Annotated in this window: 18 protein-coding genes; 15 read left to right on the forward strand and 3 right to left on the reverse strand. The window is 69.6% G+C overall.

Going from position 1 to position 20,990, the window contains the following annotated elements:
- Window positions 1-55: 55 nt before the first annotated feature.
- The 12 genes from M6I34_RS17680 (at window position 56) to M6I34_RS17735 (ending at window position 14,372) form a co-directional block, all read left to right on the forward strand.
- A complete protein-coding gene (locus tag M6I34_RS17680; RefSeq protein ID WP_272487124.1) occupies window positions 56-1,357 on the forward strand; it encodes an MFS transporter in 1,302 nt (433 codons plus the stop codon).
- Window positions 1,358-1,386: 29 nt separating this feature from the next.
- On the forward strand, window positions 1,387-2,772 hold the full coding sequence (locus tag M6I34_RS17685) for a NarK family nitrate/nitrite MFS transporter (protein WP_272487125.1): 1,386 nt from the start codon (window positions 1,387-1,389) through the stop codon (window positions 2,770-2,772).
- A gap of 49 nt (window positions 2,773-2,821) precedes the next feature.
- On the forward strand, window positions 2,822-6,550 hold the full coding sequence (locus M6I34_RS17690; RefSeq protein WP_272487126.1) for a nitrate reductase subunit alpha: 3,729 nt from the start codon (window positions 2,822-2,824) through the stop codon (window positions 6,548-6,550).
- A gap of 35 nt (window positions 6,551-6,585) precedes the next feature.
- Window positions 6,586-8,109 (forward strand): nitrate reductase subunit beta, encoded by a 1,524-nt coding sequence (gene narH, locus M6I34_RS17695; RefSeq protein WP_272487127.1) that lies wholly within the window; start codon window positions 6,586-6,588, stop codon window positions 8,107-8,109.
- Between the two features lies 1 nt (window position 8,110).
- Entirely contained in the window at window positions 8,111-8,830 is a 720-nt protein-coding gene (gene narJ, locus M6I34_RS17700) for a nitrate reductase molybdenum cofactor assembly chaperone (protein WP_272487128.1), read from the forward strand.
- Window positions 8,827-9,522 carry a respiratory nitrate reductase subunit gamma gene (narI, locus tag M6I34_RS17705; RefSeq protein ID WP_272487129.1) on the forward strand — a complete coding sequence of 232 codons (696 nt, stop codon included), beginning with the start codon at window positions 8,827-8,829 and terminating at the stop codon, window positions 9,520-9,522. The genes narJ and narI overlap by 4 nt, the downstream gene beginning before the upstream one ends.
- A gap of 11 nt (window positions 9,523-9,533) precedes the next feature.
- Complete coding sequence (locus M6I34_RS17710; protein WP_272487130.1) at window positions 9,534-10,214, forward strand: peptidylprolyl isomerase; 681 nt, start codon at window positions 9,534-9,536, stop codon at window positions 10,212-10,214.
- Between the two features lie 60 nt (window positions 10,215-10,274).
- A complete protein-coding gene (locus M6I34_RS17715) occupies window positions 10,275-10,970 on the forward strand; it encodes a carbonic anhydrase (protein WP_272487131.1) in 696 nt (231 codons plus the stop codon).
- A gap of 91 nt (window positions 10,971-11,061) precedes the next feature.
- The gene (locus tag M6I34_RS17720) at window positions 11,062-11,727 is read left to right on the forward strand and encodes a TetR/AcrR family transcriptional regulator (RefSeq protein WP_272487132.1); all 666 of its coding nucleotides are present in this window, start codon (window positions 11,062-11,064) and stop codon (window positions 11,725-11,727) included.
- 34 nt (window positions 11,728-11,761) lie between these two features.
- The gene (locus M6I34_RS17725; RefSeq protein ID WP_272487133.1) at window positions 11,762-12,430 is read left to right on the forward strand and encodes a protein-L-isoaspartate O-methyltransferase family protein; all 669 of its coding nucleotides are present in this window, start codon (window positions 11,762-11,764) and stop codon (window positions 12,428-12,430) included.
- A 55-nt stretch (window positions 12,431-12,485) separates the two neighbouring features.
- Window positions 12,486-12,902, forward strand: coding sequence for a rhodanese-like domain-containing protein (locus M6I34_RS17730; RefSeq protein WP_272487134.1), 417 nt, complete (start codon window positions 12,486-12,488; stop codon window positions 12,900-12,902).
- A gap of 54 nt (window positions 12,903-12,956) precedes the next feature.
- Window positions 12,957-14,372 (forward strand): TolC family outer membrane protein, encoded by a 1,416-nt coding sequence (locus M6I34_RS17735; RefSeq protein WP_272487135.1) that lies wholly within the window; start codon window positions 12,957-12,959, stop codon window positions 14,370-14,372.
- A gap of 4 nt (window positions 14,373-14,376) precedes the next feature.
- Here M6I34_RS17735 and M6I34_RS17740 read toward each other — a convergent pair whose 3' ends face one another.
- Genes M6I34_RS17740 through M6I34_RS17750 form a run of 3 tightly spaced genes read right to left on the reverse strand, consistent with a single transcriptional unit; the run spans window position 14,377 to window position 18,198 of the window.
- A complete protein-coding gene (locus M6I34_RS17740; RefSeq protein WP_272487136.1) occupies window positions 14,377-15,831 on the reverse strand; it encodes a 3-deoxy-D-manno-octulosonic acid transferase in 1,455 nt (484 codons plus the stop codon).
- Entirely contained in the window at window positions 15,824-16,801 is a 978-nt protein-coding gene (gene waaC, locus M6I34_RS17745; protein ID WP_272487137.1) for a lipopolysaccharide heptosyltransferase I, read from the reverse strand. Before waaC ends, M6I34_RS17740 begins: the two co-directional genes overlap by 8 nt.
- A gap of 8 nt (window positions 16,802-16,809) precedes the next feature.
- Window positions 16,810-18,198: a phosphomannomutase/phosphoglucomutase gene (locus M6I34_RS17750; RefSeq protein WP_272487138.1), complete on the reverse strand. Its 1,389-nt coding sequence runs from the start codon at window positions 18,196-18,198 to the stop codon at window positions 16,810-16,812.
- 212 nt (window positions 18,199-18,410) lie between these two features.
- Here M6I34_RS17750 and rfbB point away from each other — a divergent pair, with 212 nt between their 5' ends.
- The 3 genes from rfbB to rfbC are packed head-to-tail and all read left to right on the forward strand — an operon-like array spanning window position 18,411 to window position 20,952.
- The gene (rfbB, locus tag M6I34_RS17755; protein WP_272487139.1) at window positions 18,411-19,493 is read left to right on the forward strand and encodes a dTDP-glucose 4,6-dehydratase; all 1,083 of its coding nucleotides are present in this window, start codon (window positions 18,411-18,413) and stop codon (window positions 19,491-19,493) included.
- Complete coding sequence (rfbA, locus tag M6I34_RS17760; RefSeq protein WP_272487140.1) at window positions 19,490-20,407, forward strand: glucose-1-phosphate thymidylyltransferase RfbA; 918 nt, start codon at window positions 19,490-19,492, stop codon at window positions 20,405-20,407. Before rfbB ends, rfbA begins: the two co-directional genes overlap by 4 nt.
- Window positions 20,404-20,952, forward strand: coding sequence for a dTDP-4-dehydrorhamnose 3,5-epimerase (gene rfbC / locus M6I34_RS17765; protein WP_272487141.1), 549 nt, complete (start codon window positions 20,404-20,406; stop codon window positions 20,950-20,952). Before rfbA ends, rfbC begins: the two co-directional genes overlap by 4 nt.
- Window positions 20,953-20,990 lie beyond the last annotated feature (38 nt).

The raw sequence follows: 20,990 nt of genomic DNA on the forward strand, positions 1-20,990 counted from the left end.
TCGCGTTTGTCGACGCAACAGCGATCACGACAGCTCAAAGCCAGGAAAACCTGAAATGGCCACATCGAAAACCGGCCCGGCCCCGACTGCCGGACCCGCAGCGGCCAAGCCGCTGCCCAAGGGCGCGATCCCGGTGCTCGCCTCGAGCACCCTCGCATTCACCGTCTGCTTCGCCGTCTGGATGATGTTCGCGGTGATCGGCGTGCCGATCAAGAAGGAGCTCGGGCTCAACGCCACCGAGTTCGGCCTGCTGACCGCCACGCCGGTGCTGACCGGCGCGCTGGTCCGGGTACCGCTGGGCATCTGGACCGATCGCTACGGCGGCCGGATCGTGTTCGCGCTGCTGATGGCCGCCTGCGTGATTCCGATCTGGCTGATCTCCTACGCGACCGAGTACTGGCACTTCCTTGTGCTGGGGCTGTTCGTCGGCATCGCCGGTGGCTCGTTCTCGGTCGGCACGCCGTACGTGGCGCGCTGGTTCCCGAAGCATCGCCAGGGTTTCGCGATGGGCGTCTTCGGCGCAGGCAACTCGGGCGCGGCGGTCAACAAGTTCGTCGCCCCGGCCCTGCTGGTGGCCTTCGGCTGGACGATCGTTCCGCAGGTCTACGCGATCGCGCTGGCGATCACCGTGGTGGTCTTCTGGATGTTCTCGGCCAGCGACCCGGCCCACCTGGTGAAGGGCGGCACGACCTTCCGCGAGCAGATGGCGATGCTGAAGGACCCGCGGGTGCTCAAGTACTGCCAGTACTACTCGATCGTGTTCGGCGGCTACGTGGCGCTGTCGCTGTGGATGGTCCAGTACTACGTCAACGAGTTCGGCCTCGACATCCGCATCGCCGCGCTGCTGGCGGCCTGCTTCTCGCTGCCCGGCGGCGTGCTGCGCGCGATCGGCGGCTGGCTGTCGGACAAGCACGGCGCGCACAAGGTCACCTGGTGGGTCATGTGGGTCAGCTGGATCTGCCTGTTCCTGCTCTCCTACCCGCAGACCGACTTCACGATCCAGACGGTCGACGGCCCGAAGACCTTCCACATCGGCCTGAACGTGTGGGTGTTCACCGCGCTGATGTTCGTGGTCGGCGTGGCCTGGGCCTTCGGCAAGGCGTCCGTCTTCAAGTACATCTCGGACGAGTACCCGACCAACATCGGCGCGGTGTCCGGAATCGTCGGACTGGCCGGCGGCCTGGGCGGATTCATCCTGCCGATCATGTTCGGCGCGCTGCTCGACCTCACCGGCATCCGGTCCTCGGCCTTCATGCTGATGTACGGCGTGGTCTGGGTGTCGCTGATCTGGATGTACTGGACCGAAGTCCGCCGCACCGACGTGATCGGCGGCACCACCGAGCGCGCCGCCGCCTGAGGCGCCCCGCAGCACCCGGAGAGAGAGAAATGGCTTCTCACGTACTGACCGACTGGCGTCCCGAGGACGCCGCCTTCTGGGAGCGCGACGGCAAGAGCGTCGCGAGCCGCAACCTCTGGATCTCGATCCCCGCACTGCTGCTGGCCTTCGCGGTCTGGATGGTGTGGAGCGTGGTGGTCGTCAACCTGCCGAACATCGGCTTCAAGTTCGACACCAACCAGCTGTTCTGGCTGACCGCCCTGCCCGGCCTGTCGGGCGCCACGCTGCGGATCTTCTACTCGTTCATGGTGCCGATCTTCGGCGGCCGGCTCTGGACCACGATCTCCACCGCGTCGCTGGCGATCCCGGCGACCTGGATGGGCTTCGCGGTCCAGGACCCGAACACCCCCTACCTGACCTTCCTGGTCATCGCGCTGCTGTGCGGCTTCGGCGGCGGCAACTTCGCCTCGTCGATGTCGAACATCAGCTTCTTCTTCCCGAAGGCGCAGCAGGGCACGGCGCTGGGCCTGAACGCCGGCCTCGGCAACCTCGGCGTCTCGGTGGTGCAGTTCGTGGTGCCGATCGTGATCACGATGGGCATCTTCGGCGGCATCGCCGGCGACCCGCAGGCCTGGGTCAAGGGCGAGGTCACCAAGCAGATGTGGCTGCAGAACGCCGGCTTCTTCTGGGTGCCCTTCATCCTCGCCTCGTCGCTGGCCGCCTGGTTCGGCATGAACGACATCGCCAGCGCCCGGGCCTCCTTTGCCGAGCAGGCGGTGATCTTCGGCCGCAAGCACAACTGGCTGATGTGCTGGCTCTACATCGGCACCTTCGGCTCGTTCATCGGCTACTCGGCGGGCTTCCCGCTGCTGATCAAGATGCAGTTCCCGGCGATCGACCCGACCAAGTACGCGTTCCTGGGTCCGCTGGTCGGCGCGCTGGTCCGCCCGGTCGGCGGCTGGGTTTCGGACAAGCTCGGCGGCGCACGCGTGACCTTCTGGAACTTCATCGTGATGGCGCTCGCGGTGGTCGGCGTGCTGGCCTTCCTGCCGAAGGACGGCCAGGGCGGCAGCTTCGTCGGCTTCTTCTCGATGTTCATGCTGCTGTTCCTGACCACCGGCGTGGGCAACGGCTCGACCTTCCGGATGATTCCGGTGATCTTCCGCACCCTGCACGAGCGGACGAGCGCCGGCAAGGACGAGGCCACGAAGGCGGTCGCGATGCGCAATGCCGGCAAGGAGTCGGCCGCGGTGATCGGCTTCTCGTCGGCGGTCGCCGCCTACGGCGCCTTCTTCATCCCGAAGAGCTACGGCACCTCGATCAGCATGACCGGCGGGCCCGAGCTCGCGCTGTGGGGCTTCGTCGGTTTCTACATCACCTGCATCGTGGTCACCTGGTGGTTCTACTCGCGCAAGAACGCGGAGATGCCTTGCTGAGCGCCGAGCGTCCAGGCAGGCAAGGAACGGAACAGAAAAGGAGCAAGCAATGAGTCATTTCCTCGACCGGCTGAAGTACTTCGGCGAGAAGCGCGAGAGCTTTTCCGGCGGCCACGGCGCCACCACCCATGAGGACCGCACCTGGGAGGAGGCCTACCGCCAGCGCTGGCAGCACGACAAGATCGTCCGGTCCACGCACGGCGTGAACTGCACCGGGTCCTGCTCGTGGAAGATCTACGTGAAGGGCGGCATCGTCACCTGGGAGACCCAGCAGACCGACTACCCGCGCACCCGGCCCGACATGCCCAACCACGAGCCGCGCGGCTGCTCGCGCGGCGCGTCCTATTCCTGGTACCTGTACTCGGCCAACCGGCTCAAGCACCCGATGGTGCGCAGCCAGCTGCTGCGCCTGTGGCGCGCGGCGCGCGCCGAGATGAGCCCGGTCGAGGCCTGGACCTCGATCGTGGAGTCGCCCGAGAAGGCGAAGTCGTACCGCTCGCGGCGCGGGCTGGGCGGCTTCGTGCGCGTGACCTGGGAAGAGGCCAACGAGATCGTCGCGGCGGCCAACGTGTACACCGCGAAGAAGTACGGCCCCGACCGGATCATCGGCTTCTCGCCGATCCCGGCGATGTCGATGATCTCCTACGCCGCGGGCAGCCGGTACCTGTCGCTGATCGGCGGCGTGTGCATGAGCTTCTACGACTGGTACTGCGACCTGCCGCCGGCCTCGCCGATGACCTGGGGCGAGCAGACCGACGTGCCCGAGTCGGCCGACTGGTACAACTCGAGCTACATCCTGATGTGGGGCTCGAACGTGCCGCAGACCCGCACGCCCGACGCGCACTTCATGGTCGAGGCCCGCTACAAGGGCACCAAGGTCGTGTCGATCTTCCCGGACTACGCCGAGGGCGCGAAGTTCGGCGACCTGTGGCTCAAGCCCAAGCAGGGCACCGACGCCGCGCTCGCGATGGCGATGGGCCACGTGATCCTGAAGGAGTTCGTCGCGAACGGGAAATCGGCCTACTTCGCCGACTACCTGCGCCGCTACAGCGATATGCCCAACCTGGTGCTGCTCGAGCAGCAGGGCGACCGGGTGGTCACCGGCCGGATGGCGCGCGCCTCCGATTTCGACGGCAACCTCGGCCAGGACAACAACCCCGAGTGGAAGACCGTCGCCTACGATGAGAAGAGCGGCGAGATGGTCGTGCCCAAGGGCTCGATCGGCTTCCGCTGGGGCCAGAAGGAAGGCGGCGACGCCGGCAAGTGGAACCTGCAGTCCGAGGCCTCCGACGGCCGCGAGATCGTGCCGCAGATGACGCTGCTCGGCTCGCACGACGAGGTCGTCGAGGTCTCTTTCCCCTACTTCGGCGGCGTGGCGCACCCGCAGTTCAACGCCAACCCGGTGGCCGACGTGATCACCCAGCGGGTGCCGGCCCGCCGCGTGAAGACGAAGGACGGCGAGAAGCTGGTGGTCACCGTGCACGACCTGACCCTCGCCCACTACGGCGTGGACCGCGGGCTGGGCGGCGACTTCATGCCGAAGTCCTACGACGACAACCTGCCCTACACGCCGAAGTGGCAGCAGGCGATCACCGGCGTGTCGCCGGAGGACGTGATCACGGTGGCGCGCGAGTTCGCCGACAACGCCGACAAGACGCAGGGCAAGTCGATGGTGATCATCGGCGCCGCGATGAACCACTGGTTCCACATGGACATGAACTACCGGGGGATCATCAACCTGCTGGTGTTCTGCGGCTGCATCGGCCAGTCCGGCGGCGGCTGGGCGCACTACGTGGGCCAGGAAAAGCTCCGTCCGCAGACCGGCTGGACCGCGCTGGCCTTCGCGCTCGACTGGCACCGCCCGCCCCGCCAGCAGAACTCGACCTCGTTCTTCTACGCGCACACCGACCAGTGGCGCTACGAGCGGCTGGCCACCAGCGAGATCCTGTCGCCACTGGCCGACCCGAAGAAATACTCGGGCAGCCTGATCGACTTCAACACCCGCGCCGAGCGCATGGGCTGGCTGCCCTCCGCCCCGCAGCTGCAGCGCAATCCGCTCGAGCTTTCGCGCGAGGCGAAGCGCCGCGGCCTCGACCCGAAGGAGTACGTGCTCGACGAGCTCAAGGGCGGCAGGCTGAACTTCTCCTGCGTGGACCCGGACCATCCGGACAACTTCCCGCGCAACCTGTTCGTGTGGCGCTCCAACCTGCTCGGCTCCTCGGGCAAGGGACACGAGTACTTCCTGAAGCACCTGCTGGGCACCAAGCACGGCGTGCAGGGCAAGGACCTCGGCCAGATGGGCGAGGCCAAGCCCGAGGACGTGGCCTGGCACGACGAGGCGCCCGAGGGCAAGCTGGACCTGCTGGTCACGCTCGACTTCCGGATGTCGACCACCTGCCTGTACTCCGACATCGTGCTTCCGACCGCCACCTGGTACGAGAAGAACGACCTGAACACCTCGGACATGCACCCGTTCATCCACCCGCTGTCGACCGCGGTGGACCCGGCCTGGCAGGCGCGCAGCGACTGGGAGATCTTCAAGGGCTTCGCGAAGCGCTTCTCCGAACTGACCAATGGCCACCTCGGCGTCGAGCAGGACGTCGTGCTCACGCCGCTGATGCACGACTCGCCGGGCGAGCTGTCGCAGCCCTTCGAGCCCAAGGCCTGGTTCCGCGGCGAGTGCGAACCGGTGCCCGGCAAGACGATGCCCACGATCACCGTGGTCGAGCGCGACTACCCGGCCACCTACCGCAAGTTCACCTCGCTGGGCCCACTGATGGCCAAGGTCGGCAACGGCGGCAAGGGCATCGGCTGGAACACCGAGCACGAGGTCGATCTGCTGGGCAAGCTCAACGGCAAGGTCGCCGAGCCGGGCGTGTCCGAGGGCCTGCCCCGGATCGAGAGCGACATCGACGCCACCGAGGTGGTGCTGTCGCTGGCGCCCGAGACCAACGGTGAAGTGGCGGTCAAGGCCTGGGAGGCGCTGTCGAAGTTCACCGGCCGCGACCACACGCACCTGGCGATCCCGCGCGAGGACGAGAAGATCCGCTTCCGCGACATCCAGGCCCAGCCTCGCAAGATCATCTCGAGCCCGACCTGGTCGGGGCTGGAGTCCGAGCACGTGTCGTACAACGCCGGCTACACCAACGTGCACGAGCTGATCCCATGGCGCACGCTGTCCGGGCGCCAGCAGCTCTACCAGGACCATCCGTGGATGCGCGCGTTCGGCGAGGCGCTGGTCAGCTACCGGCCGCCGGTGAACACGCGCACCGTGGAGCCGATGCTGGGCCAGCGCGGCAACGGCAACCCCGAGATCCTGCTGAACTTCATCACGCCGCACCAGAAGTGGGGCATCCACTCCACCTACACCGACAACCTGCTGATGCTGACGCTGTCGCGCGGCGGCCCGATCGTGTGGATCTCCGAGATCGACGCGAAGAAGGCCGGCGTGGTCGACAACGACTGGGTCGAGGTGTTCAACGTGAACGGCGCGCTGATCGCCCGCGCGGTGGTCAGCCAGCGGGTGCCCGAGGGGATGATCATGATGTACCACGCGCAGGAAAAGATCGTGAACACCCCGGGGTCGGAGATCACCGGCACGCGCGGCGGCATCCACAACTCGGTCACGCGCGCGGTGCTCAAGCCCACGCACATGATCGGCGGCTATGCGCAGCTTTCGTACGGCTTCAACTACTACGGCACCGTGGGGTCCAACCGCGACGAATTCATCATCCTGCGCAGGATGGACCGGGTCGACTGGATGGACGACGCGGCCTGAGCGCCGGCGCGAACGGAACGCATGGAGCAAATGAGATGAAAGTACGCGCACAGATCGGCATGGTCCTTAACCTGGACAAGTGCATCGGCTGCCACACCTGCTCGGTCACCTGCAAGAACGTCTGGACCACCCGCGAAGGCATGGAGTACGCGTGGTTCAACAACGTGGAGACCAAGCCCGGCATCGGGTATCCGAAGGACTGGGAGAACCAGCAGCGCTGGAAGGGCGGCTGGACCCGCAAGGCCAACGGCGCCATCGAGCCGATGCAGGGCGGCAAGTGGTCGCTGCTGATGAAGATCTTCTCGAACCCGAACCTGCCCGAGATCGACGACTACTACGAGCCCTTCACCTTCGACTACGAGCACCTGCACAACGCGCCGGACATGAAGCACGCGCCGGTCGCGCGGCCGCGCAGCCTGGTGAGCGGCAAGCGGATGGAGAAGATCGAGTGGGGCCCGAACTGGGAGGAGATCCTCGGCGGGGAGTTCTCCAAGCGATCGGCCGACTACAACTTCGAGGGCATCCAGAAGGACATCTACGGCGAGTTCGAGAACACCTTCATGATGTACCTGCCCAGGCTGTGCGAGCACTGCCTGAACCCGGCCTGCGTGGCCTCGTGCCCCTCCGGTTCGATCTACAAGCGCGAGGAAGACGGGATCGTGCTGATCGACCAGGACAAGTGCCGCGGCTGGCGCATGTGCGTGTCGGGCTGCCCGTACAAGAAGATCTACTACAACTGGTCCAGCGGCAAGGCCGAGAAGTGCATCTTCTGCTACCCGCGGATCGAGGTCGGCCAGCCGACCGTGTGCTCCGAGACCTGCGTGGGCCGGATCCGCTACCTCGGCGTGCTGCTGTACGACGCGGACAAGATCCAGGAGGCCGCGTCGGTGGCCGATCCGCGCGACCTGTACCAGGCGCAGCTCGACGTCTTCCTCGACCCGAACGACCCGGCGGTGATCGCGCAGGCGCGGGCCGACGGGATCCCCGAGGCCTGGCTGCAGGCCGCGAAGGTGTCGCCGGTCTGGAAGATGGCGATGGACTGGAAGATCGCCTTCCCGCTGCATCCGGAATACCGGACGCTGCCGATGGTCTGGTACGTGCCGCCGCTGTCGCCGATCTCGGCGCGCGCGTCCAGCGGCCAGATCTCCGAGAAGGGAGGCATTCCCGACGTCGCCAGCCTGCGGATCCCGCTGCGCTACCTGGCCAACATGCTGACCGCCGGCGACGAGGAGCCGATCCGCGTCGCGCTGGAGCGGATGCTCGCGATGCGCGCGTTCATGCGGGCGCGCAACGTGGAGAAGCGGCACGCCGGCGAGCTGCTCGACAAGGTCGGCATGAGCGCCACCCAGATCGACGACATGTACCGGATCCTCGCGATCGCCAACTACGAGGACCGCTTCGTGATCCCGACCACGCACCGCGAGTACGCGGAAGACGCGTTCGACATGCGTGGCGGCTGCGGCTTCTCCTTCGGCAACGGGTGCTCCGACGGCAGTTCCGCCGGCAGCCTGTTCTCCAGCAAGGGCAAGCGGGTCATCGCGATCAAGGAGACCCTCTGACATGAAACCGATCCGATACACGCTGCGCGCGATCGGCGCGCTGATCGACTACCCGCAGGCCGAGCGCCAGGGCCTGGCCGCCGCGGTGCGCGACGCGCTCGACGGCGAGCGCGCGCTGTCGCCGGCCATGCGCGAGCAGCTGGCCGGGTTCGCGGACGGCCTCGAGCGCGGCGACGCCTTCGACCTGGCCGAGACCTGGGTCGCCACCTTCGACCGCGGCCGGATGACCTCGCTGCACCTGTTCGAGCACGTGCACGGCGAGTCCCGCGACCGTGGCCAGGCGATGGTCGACCTGAAGATGCTCTACGAGAAGGCCGGCCTGCTGCTTTCGGCCGACGAGCTGCCCGACTACCTGCCCGCCTTCCTCGAGTACCTGTCGACCCAGGAGCCGAAGGCGGCGCTGGCCGACCTGCGCGACACGGCCGACGTGCTGCGCAAGCTCGGCAACGTCCTGGCGCGGATCGGCAGCCGCTACGCGCTGCTGCCGGCCGCGCTGCTCGAGCTGGCCGGGGCGCCCGGCCTCGACGAGCCGCTGCCCGCCGCCGAGAAACTCGCGCCGATCGACACCGAGGCGCTCGACCGCGAGTGGGCGGACGAGCCGGTGATGTTCGGCGGCGAAGGCGGCTGCGGCGCGGCCTCGCAGGGCGGCCAGGTCTCCCCGATCACGATCCACCGCAAGGGCGCCGGCAAGGCGCCGGTTTCGCACGGAGTGCAGTCATGAGCGGCACCAACCAGTTCCTCTTCGGCATCTACCCGTACATCGCGCTGGCGATCTTCCTGCTCGGCAGCCTGATCCGCTTCGACCGCGAGCAGTACACCTGGAAGAGCGACTCCTCGGAGCTGCTTCGCCGCGGACAGCTCAGGTGGGGCAGCAACCTGTTCCACCTCGGCATCCTGATGCTGTTCGGCGGACACTTCGTCGGCCTGCTGACGCCCAAGGAGCTCTACCACGCGGTCGGCCTGAGCACGCAGGGCAAGCAGATCATCGCGATGGCCGCCGGCGGCTTCGCCGGCACCCTGTGCCTGATCGGCATCGCGCTGCTGCTGCACCGCCGGCACACCGAGCCGCGGGTGCGCGCCAACTCGCGCACGATGGACTTCGTGATCCTGTACTGGATCCTGGTCACGCTGCTGCTGGGCCTGGTCAGCATCGTCGCGTCGCTCGCGCACCTCGACGGCAGCGTGATGGTGGCGCTGTCGCACTGGGCGCAGCACATCGTGACCTTCCGCGGCGACGCTGCCGGCTTCATCGTCGACGTGCCGCTGATCTACAAGATCCACCTGTTCTTCGGCATGACGCTGTTCGTGCTGTTCCCGTTCTCGCGGCTCGTGCACGTCTGGAGCGGCTTCGCGTCGGTTGCCTACGTGATCCGGCCCTACCAGCTGGTGCGCCGTCGCGGCACCGCTCGCTGAGGAGGCCCGCGATGTCATCGATCGATTCGACCGCCGGCTTCGCCGCGAGCCGCGCCGGGCTGCTGCGCCGGGCGGCCGAGCTCGGCTGGCTCGAGGAAGGCGCCGATCCCGACACGCTGGTGTTCGCCTCGCCCGACGAGGAGCAGGCGCTTCTGCTGCGCGTGCTCGAGCACGAGGTGCCCTGGAAGAGCCCGGGCGCCGACGAGGCGCGACGCTGGTTCGACGCCCACGCCGAGAAGTACCGGACCGGCGCGCGGCGATCGGTTGCCCACGTGCTGTATGGCGTCACGCCCCGGGTGCCGGTGGGCGCGCTGCGCGAGCACGCCGAGCGCAGGCTGAAGGAAGTGCTGGCCGACCCGGCCCGCTTCGAGGCGCTGGCCCGCGAGGAATCGAACTGCCCCAGCGGCGCCGAGGGGGGCGCCCTGGGCGGCATCGAGCGCGGCGAGACCGTGCCCGAGTTCGAGCAGGCGGTGTTCGAGGCGCGGGCGCCGGGTGTTCTGCCGCTGCTGGTGGCCACTCGCTACGGCTTCCACATCGTGCGGGTCGAAGCGATCGACGAAGGCCAGGCGCCATCGTTCGACGCGTGCCGCGAGGCGGTCGAGCGCGACCTGGCGACCGACGCGTGGCTGACCGCCTGCAGGCAGTACCTGCAGCGACTTTCGGACGAAGCGCCGGCGCCGCTCGTGCAGTGAGAGCGCCCCGCGCCGACTCGAGTTCATCGTGAACGCACCCGAGGCACCCAGCCGATGGGAATGAGAATCCGCCCGGTCTGCGAGGGCATCAATCCGCTGCGCGACATCGTCGAGGGCGCGCGCCACTTCCAGCAGGCGATCGCGCCCGAGGCGCGCGAGTTCTTCGGCAACCTGGCCGCCGGCCAGGCGCCGAAGGCGCTGTTCGTGACCTGCTCGGACTCGCGGATCAACCCCTTCCTGATCACCGACACGAACCCGGGCGACCTGTTCATCATGCGCAACGCCGGGCACATCGTGCCGCCCTTCGGCGCGGCCAAGGGCGGCGCCGAGGCCACGGTCGAGTTCGCGGTCGTGGCGCTCGGCGTCGAGGACATCATCGTCTGCGGGCACTCGCACTGCGGGGCGATCCGCGGCCTGATGCACCCCGAGGCGCTCGGCGAGATGCCCGCGGTCCGGCAGTGGCTGGCGCTCGCCGAGCCGACCCGGGCGATCGTCGCGGCGAACTTCGCCGACCTTCCCGAACGGGAGCGCACCGAGGCGATGACGCAGGTCCACGTGCTGACGCAGATGGCGAACCTGCGCACGCTGCCGCCGGTGGCGGCGCGGCTCGCCAGGGGCAAGCTGCGACTGCACGGCTGGGTCTATCACATCGGCTCCTCCGAGATCCTGGTGTGGAACCGCGAGACCCACCGATTCGGCCGGATAGACGGCGGCGAGCCCTTGCACTATTGCCCGGAGATCCGGCTCGACGACTGATCGGGCGCCCGGGTTTCGGGCAGGCTGCCGGGCGACCAGCGGTGTTAAGATTTGATGACCCAATAGTCATTAATCGGCCCGACGACGCCCGATGTCCGCCCTTCCCTCCCGTTCCCCGCGCTGGGAGCGCCGCAAGCAGGCGCGCCCCGGCGAACTGCTGGACGCGGCGCTCGACCTGTTCGTCGAACGCGGATTCGCGGCCACCCGCCTCGACGAGGTCGCGGCGCGCGCGGGCGTCAGCAAGGGCACGCTGTACCTGTACTACGCCAGCAAGGAAGACCTGTTCAAGGCGGTGGTCCGGCAGAACATCGTGCCGCTGATCGAGGCCTTCGAACGCGACGTCGCCGCCTGGGAAGCGGGCAGCGCCGAGCTGCTCCAGGCCTTCTTCGAGGGCTGGTGGACCCGTTTCGGCGCGACCAAGCTGGCCGGCATCGCCAAGCTGGTGGTCGGCGAGGCCGGCAATTTCCCCGAGCTGGCCCTGTTCTTCCAGCAGGAAGTGGTGTTGCCGAACGCGAAGCTGCTGCGCACGATCATCGAACGTGGCATGGGCCGCGGGGAGTTCGCCGAAGTCGACGTCGAGGCGGCAGTGCACCTGTGGATGTCGCCGCTGGTCATGAAGGCGATCTGGGAGCGCTCGATCCAGCCCTGCTGCCCGCCCGGCTTCGAGGTGCCGATCGAACGTTTCCTTGACGCGCATCTGCGCTCGGTGCTGGCCACCCTGGCACCACACGACCGCGCGGCGCGGCCCGTTGGCTAAAATTCGCTGTTTGCAGACCCTCCGGAACCTCACGATGGACATCGAACGCGCCCGCTTCAACATGGTCGAGCAGCAGATCCGCCCCTGGGAGGTGCTCGACCAGGATGTGCTCGACCTGCTGTTCGTGGTCCGGCGCGAGGAGTACGTTCCCGCCGCCTACCGGCAGCTGGCCTTCACCGACATGCAGATCCCGCTCACCGTGGACGGCCAGGCGACCGGCGAGGTGATGCTGGCGCCCAAGGTCGAGGCGCGGCTGCTTCAGTCGGCCGCCGTGCGCCGCCACGAGACCGTGCTCGAGATCGGCACGGGCTCGGGCCACATGGCAGCCCTGCTCGCGCACCGGGCACGGCGCGTCGTTTCCTGCGAGATCCGCCCCGAGCTCGCCCGCTTCGCCGCCGACAACCTCGCGCGCGCCGGCGTGGCCAACGTCACGGTCGAGGCTCGAAACGGCCTCGAGGCCGCGGCCGAGACCCTCTGGGACCTGATCGTGCTGTCGGGCTCGGTGCCCTTCGTGCCCGACTCGATTCTGCAGCAGCTGAACCCGGGCGGCGGTCGGCTCGTCGCGATCGTCGGCGAGCTGCCGATGATGGTCGCGCAGGTCGTCACCCGGGTCGGCGAGCGCGAGTACGCAGCCGAGAACCTGTTCGACACGGTCGCAACGCCGCTGGTCGGCTTCCCGCAGAAGGAAAAGTTCCGCTTCTGACCGGGCCTCTCGCGCCCTCGGAAAGACGCCGCAACGCGACAGGACACCGCCGACGATGCACCAGATACAGCCCGCACAACTCGCCAACTGGCTCGAGGCCGCCCAAGCGGACGCGGCCACCGCCGCGGCGCCCGACGCCGGCTTCCACTCGCCCGAGGCGCACGAGCACGCGCCGGTCGGCGAGCACCACCGGCCGATCGAGCAGCCGCTGGTCCTCGACGTGCGCGAGGAGTGGGAGGTGCAGACCGCCCGCATCCCGGGCAGCCTGCACATCCCGATGAACCAGATCCCGGCACGCCTGCACGAGCTGGTCGACGCCGGCCGGCCGATCGTCTGCTACTGTCACCATGGCATGCGAAGCATGCAGGTCGCGATGTTCCTGGAGCACCGGGGAGCCCGCGACGTGTACAACCTGGTCGGCGGCATAGACGCGTGGGCGCGGCTCGTCGACCCGTCCTGCCCCCGCTACTGAGCGCCCGATCCCCCGGGGAGCCCCGTCCCGACCGAGCCGTTCCGGAGCCTACCGATGATCCAGCCGTTTCTCGTCAGGACCTGCGCCGCCGCGATCGGCATCGCCTTGTCGGCGCCGGCCTTCGCCCTCGACCTGCTGCAGGCCTGGCGCGACGCGCTGGCCAGCGACTCGCAGGTCGCCAGCGCCCGCGCGCAGCTGGCCGCGATCCGCGAACGCGTGCCGCAGGCCCAGGCAGGCCTGCTGCCGCAAGTCGGCGCCAGCGCCGCGGTCAACCGCAGCTACTCGAACACCAACGTCGCCCCGTCCCGCGACTTCACCGGGCAGAACTACGGCATCCAGCTCAGCTATCCGCTGTACCGCCTCCAGAACGTCGAGGCGCTCGAGCAGAGCAAGCTGCAGGCGACGCTCGGCGAGGCCCAGTTCGCGCTGGTCCGGCAGGACCTGATCGTGCGGGTGGCGCAGGCCTACTTCGACGTGCTGGCGGCGCAGGACAACGTCACCACGATCCAGGCCCAGAAGCGGGCGATCTCCGAGCAGCTGGCCGCCGCGAAGCGCAACTTCGAGGTCGGCACCGCCACGATCACCGACCAGCAGGAGGCGCAGGCGCGCTTCGATCTGGCGGTGGCCCAGGAGCTCGCCGCGCAGAACGAGCTCGAGGTCCGCCGGGCCGCGCTGATCCAGCTCGTCGGCAAGCCGGTCGGCGAGCTCGACGTGCTGCGGCCCGGCGTCGACCTGAAGGGACCTCAACCGGCCCGCGAGAGCGACTGGGTCGAGAGCGCCCGCCGCGAGGCATGGCAGGTGCAGCAGGCGCAGATCGGCAGCGAGATCGCGCGGCGCGAGATCGATCGCCAGCGCTACGCGAAGAGCCCGACCGTGGACCTGGTCGGCTCGGTTTCGCACGTGCGGAACTCTTCGGCCAACTTCGTCGGCATCAACTCGAACAACGCGTCGGTCGGCGTGCAGCTCGCGATCCCCCTCTACACCGGCGGCGCGATCGACGCCCGGGTGCGCGAGGCCGCCGCGAACCACGAGAGGGCGCTCGCCGACCTCGACACCGCGCGGCGCAGCGTCGAACAGGGCGCGCGGCAGTTCTTCCTGGGCCTGAATAGCGGACTGGGCCAGGTGCGCGCGCTCGAGGCCGCCGAGCGGTCGAGCCGGCTGGCGCTCGAATCGAACCTGCTCGGCTACCAGGTCGGCGTGCGGATCAACATCGACGTGCTGAACGCGCAGCAGCAGCTGTTCACCACCCAGCGCGACCTGGCCCGGGCGCGCTACGACGTGCTGGTCAACGGCCTGCGGCTGAAGGCCGCGGCCGGCGCGCTGTCCGAGGACGACCTGCGCGAGGTCAACGCGCTACTGGTCGATCCGTCGACGCTGCCGCCGCCGGTGACCAGCAGCCCGGTCGCGGCGCCTGCCGGCGCGCCGATGAAGCCTGCCGCGCCCGCCGGCGCGCCACCCGCGCGCCGCTGAGCCGTCATCGGAGCAGCGGCGCCAGCGCCTCGAGCGTTCGCGCCGTCGCGCCGCGGTGGCGCGCCGCGAAGGCGAGCGCGTGCTCGCCGAGCGACTGCCGGCGCACCGGGTCCGCGGCGATCGCCAGCGCCTCGCGCAACGCCGCCTCGGCATCGGGCGCGCGCAAGGCGGCGTTCTCGGCGATCGCCTGGTCGGCCGCCTGCTCGAAGTTGAACGTGTGCGGCCCCACCACCACCGGCACGCCCACCGCGCATGCCTCGATCAGGTTCTGGCCGCCGAAGGGCAGCAGCGACCCGCCCACGATCGCCACGTCGGCCAGCGCGTAGTAGGCGAACATCTCGCCCATCGAATCGCCGAGCACCACGTCCGCTTCGCAATCGGCCTGCGGCGGCGCGGACGGCCCCCACGCGCTGCGACGGACCATCCGCAGGCCCCTGCGCTCGATCTCGCTGGCCACCTCGTCGAAGCGCTGCGGATGGCGGGGAACGATGACCAGCAGCGGCGGCCAGCGCATGTCGGCCGGCCGGGCGATCCGCGGCTCCGCCGCCGCCTCGGCCTCGGACGGCTCGGCCCCGACGCCGGCCTCGGCCTCCGCCTCGGCTTCGCGCTCGCGCCACGCGCACCACGCATCGAGGATCAGCGCCTCCTCGCCGTCGCGCGTGCTCGCGGCCAGCACCGACGGCCGGTGCGCGCCGCCGTGGCCGGCGCGCAGCAGGCCCAGTCGCCACACGTGACCGAGCACCTCCAGCTTCGGCGGGGGCGCGACGTCGAACTTCACGTTGCCCAGGACGGCGACCTCGCTCCGGCCGAGCGCGCGGATCCGCGCGGCGTCGGCCTCGGTCTGCGCCAGCACGCGCGCCAGGCCGGCCAGCGCCGGGCGCATCAGCCAGCGCGTGCGGCGGCCCTTGCGCAACGAGCGCTCCGACAAGCGGGCGTTGACCAGCGCCAGCGGAATGCCCTCTGCGCGCGACACCGCGACCAGGTTCGGCCAGAGCTCGGTCTCCATCACGATGCCGGCGCGAGGCCGCCAGGCGCGAAGGAACCGCCGGATCGCGAACGGGATGTCGTAGGGCAGCAGCACCTGCTCGATTCGCGGCGGCGCGCCGGCGTCGCCCTGCATCAGCGCGCCGAAGAGTTCCCGGCCGGTGTCGACGCCGGTCGGCGTCATGTGCGTGAGCAGCAGGCGGTGGCCCGGATAGCGCTCGAGCAGCGCGCGCACCAGCGGCTGCGCGGCCCGCGTCTCGCCGACGGACACCGCGTGCACCCAGATCAGCGGCGCATCGTCGGCGCGGCGCGCATGCCCGCCGAAGCGCTCGCCGATGCGACGCCGGTAGTCGGGCTGGCGGCGCGCTCGCCAGAACAGGTAACCGAGCGCGAGCGGCGCGGCCAGCCACCAGGCGAGCGAGTAGAGGCCGCGGGCGAGGCGCTCGTGGATGCGCTCGCGCGAGGGATCAGCCACGCTGCGCCCCGGCCGCCTGCGCCGCGCGCACCCGATCCGCCGCGGCGAGCACCGCGTCGACGTCGGGCCATCGACCGTCCTCGCCGAGGCTCTCGGCCCGCGGCGTCCAGTAGGGTCCGAAGCGCCAGGCCGGCGTGGCCGCGAACAGCGCCACCGTCGGCGCGTCGAGCGCGGCCGACAGGTGCGTGAGGCCGGTGTCGACGCCGACGACGAGCTCGGCGCGCGCGATCGCCGCCGCGCACTGGCGCAGCGTTAGCTTCGGCAGCACGACGGCCGGGGGCGCGCCCGCCAGGCTCTGCGCCCGCTCGCGTTCGGCCGCGCTTCCCCAGGGCAGCGCCGCCGCCAGGCCCTGCCGGGCGAGCCGCGCGATCAGCTCGCGCCAGCGATCGTCGGGCCACTGCTTCTCGGCGCGCGAGGTCGCGTGCAGCAGCAGCGCGTACGGCCGCTCGGGCAGCCCGGGCACCGGCTCGTCGGGCGGCGACAATCCGAACGCCGGCAGGCCCTCGACCCGGTAACCGAGCGCCTGCGCGGCCAGCAAGCGAAGCCGCTCGATCGCGTGCAGCTTCATGTCGACGTCGAATCGCCGGCGGTACGCGAGCGCGGCCAGCGGCTCGCGCGCGCAGCGCCGCGAGAAGCCGGCGACCGGCGCGCCGGTCATCCTGGCCACCCAGGCGCTCTTGACCAGGCCCTGCAGGTCGAGCGCCAGGTCGTAGCGCGCGGCGCGCAAGCGGGCGCGAACCGCCGCGATCTCGCGGCGCGTGCCGGTATCGAACAACGACTTGCGCCAGCGCCGGATCGCGACCGGTATCACCTCGCCGACCGACGGGTGCAGCGCCGGCAGCTCGGCGAAGGACTCCTCGACGACCCAGTCGATCCGCGCGCCCGGGATCGCGCGGACGATGTCGGTGACGACCGGCAGCGCGTGGATCACGTCGCCCATCGAGGAGGTCTTGATCAGGGCGAGCCTCATCCGGCGGCTCAGAACGGCAATTGCGCCCCCGGCTTCACCGCCAGGATCGCCCGCCGGAATTCGGCCTGGATCCGCGCCAGCGCCTCGGGCGTGTCGGCCTCGAAGCGGATCACGACCACCGGCGTGGTGTTCGACGGCCGGGCCAGCCCGAAGCCGTCCGGGTACTCGGCCCGCACGCCGTCGATCGTGATCACCTCGGTGGCGCCGTCGAACCTGGCCTCGCGTTTCAGCGCCTCGACCAGCGCGAAGTTCTCGCCCTCGGCGGTCTTCAGCTGCAGTTCGGGCGTGGCCGGCGAGTCGGGCAGCGCGTTGAGCACCGCGCTGGGGTCGGCGTGGCGCGACAGGATCTCGAGCAGGCGCGCGCCGGTGTAGAGCCCGTCGTCGAAGCCGTACCAGCGCTCCTTGAAGAACACGTGCCCGCTCATCTCGCCGGCCAGCGGCGCCCCGCTCTCCTTGAGCTTGGCCTTGACCAGCGAGTGGCCGGTGCGCCACATCGTGGGGCGGCCGCCGTGCGCGCGCACGTGCGCGGCAACGTTTCGGCTGCACTTCACGTCGTAGATGATCTCGGCGCCCGGGTTGCGCGACAGCACGTCCTGCGCGAACAGCATCAGCTGGCGGTCGGGCCAGACGATGTTGCCCTCCTTCGTGACCACGCCGAGCCGGTCGCCGTCGCCGTCGAAGGCCAGGCCGATCTCGGCGTCGGTCTCGCGGAGGCAGCGGATCAGGTCCTGCAGGTTCTCGACGTGCGCCGGATCGGGATGGTGGTTCGGGAAGTTGCCGTCCACCTTGCAGAACAGCTCGGTGACCTCGCAGCCGAGCGCGCGGAACAGTTGCGGCGCGAGCGCCCCGGCCACGCCGTTGCCGCAGTCGATCGCGATCTTCATCGGGCGGGCGAGCTTCACGTCGCCCGTTATCCGGTCGAGGTAGCGCTGGCCGAGGTCCGCGGTGCGATAGCCGCCACGCTCGGCCGGCGGGACTTCCTCCAGGCTGCCCGCCTCGATCGCGTCGCGCAGCCCGAGGATCGCTTCGCCGTAGATCGCGTCCCCCGCCACCACCATCTTCAGCCCGTTGTAGTCGGGCGGGTTGTGGCTGCCGGTGACTGCCACGCCGGTGCCGGTGCCGAGCTCGAAGGTGGCGTAGTAGACGACCGGCGTGGGCACCATGCCGATGTCGACCACGCTCACGCCGGCGGCGCGAAAGCCGTCGGCGAGCGCCTGCGACAGCGCCGGGCCGGACAGGCGGCCGTCGCGGCCGATCACGGTCTCGGTGGCGCCGGCCTGGCGGGCCTTCGTGCCGAGGGCCAGGCCGATCGCGCGCACCGCGTCGACGGTGAGCGTGCGGTCGACGATGCCGCGGATGTCGTAGGCCTTGAAGATGGAAGGGGAGATGGTCTGCACGGGGAAGTCCGTTCGGGTGCGGGGGATCCGGTGATTCTAAGGGAGCGCCACTGCGGCGGATCGTGACGCCCGGCACCTGCTGCGCCGAGCCGCTGGCCTTCTTTCGCGCCCGCCCCGGCGATCGGCGATAATCGAGGTTTGCCACCAAGACACCGGGCGATCCTCCCGGCCCCCGCGAGCCGGGGCGCCGTGGTCCGTGACCTGAACATCAAATGATCCTGATCACCGGCGGAGCGGGCTTCATCGGCTCCAACTTCGTGCATCACTGGCTCGCGGGCCACGACGAGGCGGTCGCCGTCGTCGACAAGCTGACCTACGCGGGCAATCTGGACAACCTGGCCTCGGTCGCCCAGCGGCCCGACTTCTCGTTCGAGCGGATCGACATCTGCGACCGGTCGGAGGTCGCGCGCGCTATCGCTACCCATCGCCCCCGGGCCATCCTGCACTTTGCCGCCGAGAGCCACGTCGACCGCTCGATCGACGGCCCGGGGGAGTTCATCCGCACCAACGTGCAGGGCACCTACGAGCTTCTGGAAGCGACGCGCGCATACTGGTCGTCGCTGCCCCCGGTCGAGCGAGATGCCTTCCGGTTCCTGCACGTGTCCACCGACGAGGTCTATGGCTCGCTCGACGACGGCGCCCCCGCATTCAGCGAGACGACACCCTACTCGCCGCGCAGCCCGTACTCTGCCTCGAAGGCCGCTTCCGACCACCTGGTGAGCGCCTGGCATCACACCTACGGGCTGCCGACGCTGACGACGAACTGCAGCAACAACTACGGCCCGTACCAGTTCCCCGAGAAACTGATTCCGCTCGTCATCCTGAACGCTCTCGACGGCAAGCCCTTGCCCGTGTACGGCGATGGCTCGAACGTCCGCGACTGGCTTCACGTCGAGGACCACTGCCGGGCGATCGAGCGCGTGCTGGAGCTCGGACGGCCTGGCCGAACCTACAACGTGGGCGGCAAGAACGAGATCCGCAACATCGACGTGGTCCGCACGCTCTGCGCGATCCTCGACGAGCTCCGGCCCGACCCGGCGGGCAGCCACGAGCGGCTCATCACCTTCGTGAAGGACCGGCCCGGCCACGACCACCGCTACGCGATCGACCCCACGCGCATCGAGTCGGAGCTCGGCTGGCAGCCGGCGGAGACCTTCGAGACCGGCATCCGCAAGACCGTTCGCTGGTACCTGGACAACGCCGAATGGATCGCGCGGGTGCGCGACGGACGCTACCGCGAGTGGATCGATCGCCAGTACGGCCGGCGCGCGGCGGCGGAAGGGGCTGACCGATGAGCGCGCCCGGGCGCAAGGGCATCGTGCTGGCCGGCGGCTCCGGCACCCGGCTGTACCCGGTCACGCAGGCCGTGTCGAAGCAGCTCCTGCCGGTCTACGACAAGCCGATGGTCTACTACCCCCTCACCACGCTGATGCTCGCCGGCATCCGCGACGTGCTGCTCATCTCCACGCCGCAGGACACGCCCCGCTTCGCCGAGCTGCTCGGCGACGGCTCGCAGTGGGGCATCTCCATCCGGTACGCGGTGCAGCCGGCGCCGGAGGGACTCGCGCAGGCCTTCATCATCGGCCGCGAGTTCGTGGGCAGCGACCCGGCGGCGCTGATCCTCGGCGACAACATCTTCCACGGCCACGACCTCGCCCTGCAGTTGCAGCGCGCCAACGCGCGCGCCGAGGGCGCCACCGTGTTCGCCTACCACGTGCACGACCCGGAGCGCTATGGCGTCGTCGAGTTCGACCCGGCAGGCCGCGCGGTGAGCCTCGAGGAGAAGCCGGCGCGGCCGCGCTCGAACTACGCCGTCACGGGCCTGTACTTCTACGACAACCGCGTCGTCGAGATCGCGCGCGGGATCCGCCCTTCGGCGCGCGGCGAGCTAGAGATCACCGACGTCAACCGCGAATACCTCCGGCAGGGCGCGCTGTCGGTCGAGATCATGGGTCGCGGCATGGCCTGGCTCGACACCGGCACCCACGAATCCCTCCTCGAGGCGTCGTCCTTCATCCACACGATCGAGAAGCGGCAGGGGCTCAAGGTGGCGTGCCCCGAGGAAATCGCCTACCGCTGCGGCTGGATCGACGCCGCACAGGTCGAGAGGCTGGCCGGGCCGCTCGCGAAGAACGAGTACGGGCAGTATCTGTTGCGCATACTGGGCGAGCGAGTGCTGCCCTCGAATCCGGCCGGGGGATCCCGATGAGAGTCGTCGAGACCACGCTCCCGGGCGTCCTGCTGATCGAGCCGAAGGTATTCGGGGACGAGCGGGGCTTCTTCATGGAGAGCTTCAACGCGAGGGACTTCGCCGAAGCGACCGGCGTGCGCGAGCCCTTCGTCCAGGACAATCACTCCCGCTCGAGCAAGGGCGTGCTTCGCGGCATCCACTACCAGATCCGGCAGGCTCAGGGCAAGCTCGTGCGCGTCGTCGCCGGCGAGGTCTTCGACGTCGCGGTCGACCTGCGCAGGTCGTCGCCGCACTTCGGCAAGTGGTTCGGAACCCGGCTCTCCGAGGAGAACAAGCGCATGCTCTGGGTTCCGCCCGGCTTCGGCCACGGGTTCCTGACCCTGTCGGACAGCGCGGACTTCCTCTACAAGACGACCGACTACTACGCTCCTGCCCACGAACGCTGCGTTCGTTGGGACGACCCGGCCATCGCCGTCGACTGGCCGCTGGGTGGCGTGCCGCCGTCGCTGTCGGCCAAGGATGCGGCTGCGCCGACGCTGGAGCGGGCAGAGACCTATCCATGATCCGCAGCACGATGGCGCGCGCGAGGTCCGCCGGCGGC

The organism is Zeimonas sediminis, from assembly GCF_023721795.1.
GTDB classification, from domain to species: Bacteria; Pseudomonadota; Gammaproteobacteria; order Burkholderiales; family Burkholderiaceae_E; genus Zeimonas; species Zeimonas sediminis.

Excerpts from the sequence above, each read along its gene's own strand:
- waaC (WP_272487137.1), bottom strand. The coding sequence starts at position 16,801 with ATGAGGCTCGCCCTGATCAAGACCTCCTCGATGGGCGACGTGATCCAC.
- M6I34_RS17735 (WP_272487135.1), top strand. The coding sequence starts at position 12,957 with ATGATCCAGCCGTTTCTCGTCAGGACCTGCGCCGCCGCGATCGGCATC.
- narJ (WP_272487128.1), top strand. The coding sequence starts at position 8,111 with ATGAAACCGATCCGATACACGCTGCGCGCGATCGGCGCGCTGATCGAC.
- M6I34_RS17720 (WP_272487132.1), top strand. The coding sequence starts at position 11,062 with ATGTCCGCCCTTCCCTCCCGTTCCCCGCGCTGGGAGCGCCGCAAGCAG.
- narH (WP_272487127.1), top strand. The coding sequence starts at position 6,586 with ATGAAAGTACGCGCACAGATCGGCATGGTCCTTAACCTGGACAAGTGC.
- M6I34_RS17690 (WP_272487126.1), top strand. The coding sequence starts at position 2,822 with ATGAGTCATTTCCTCGACCGGCTGAAGTACTTCGGCGAGAAGCGCGAG.
- M6I34_RS17680 (WP_272487124.1), top strand. The coding sequence starts at position 56 with ATGGCCACATCGAAAACCGGCCCGGCCCCGACTGCCGGACCCGCAGCG.
- rfbA (WP_272487140.1), top strand. The coding sequence starts at position 19,490 with ATGAGCGCGCCCGGGCGCAAGGGCATCGTGCTGGCCGGCGGCTCCGGC.
- M6I34_RS17710 (WP_272487130.1), top strand. The coding sequence starts at position 9,534 with ATGTCATCGATCGATTCGACCGCCGGCTTCGCCGCGAGCCGCGCCGGG.
- M6I34_RS17685 (WP_272487125.1), top strand. The coding sequence starts at position 1,387 with ATGGCTTCTCACGTACTGACCGACTGGCGTCCCGAGGACGCCGCCTTC.
- M6I34_RS17715 (WP_272487131.1), top strand. The coding sequence starts at position 10,275 with ATGAGAATCCGCCCGGTCTGCGAGGGCATCAATCCGCTGCGCGACATC.
- M6I34_RS17730 (WP_272487134.1), top strand. The coding sequence starts at position 12,486 with ATGCACCAGATACAGCCCGCACAACTCGCCAACTGGCTCGAGGCCGCC.
- M6I34_RS17725 (WP_272487133.1), top strand. The coding sequence starts at position 11,762 with ATGGACATCGAACGCGCCCGCTTCAACATGGTCGAGCAGCAGATCCGC.
- rfbC (WP_272487141.1), top strand. The coding sequence starts at position 20,404 with ATGAGAGTCGTCGAGACCACGCTCCCGGGCGTCCTGCTGATCGAGCCG.
- narI (WP_272487129.1), top strand. The coding sequence starts at position 8,827 with ATGAGCGGCACCAACCAGTTCCTCTTCGGCATCTACCCGTACATCGCG.
- rfbB (WP_272487139.1), top strand. The coding sequence starts at position 18,411 with ATGATCCTGATCACCGGCGGAGCGGGCTTCATCGGCTCCAACTTCGTG.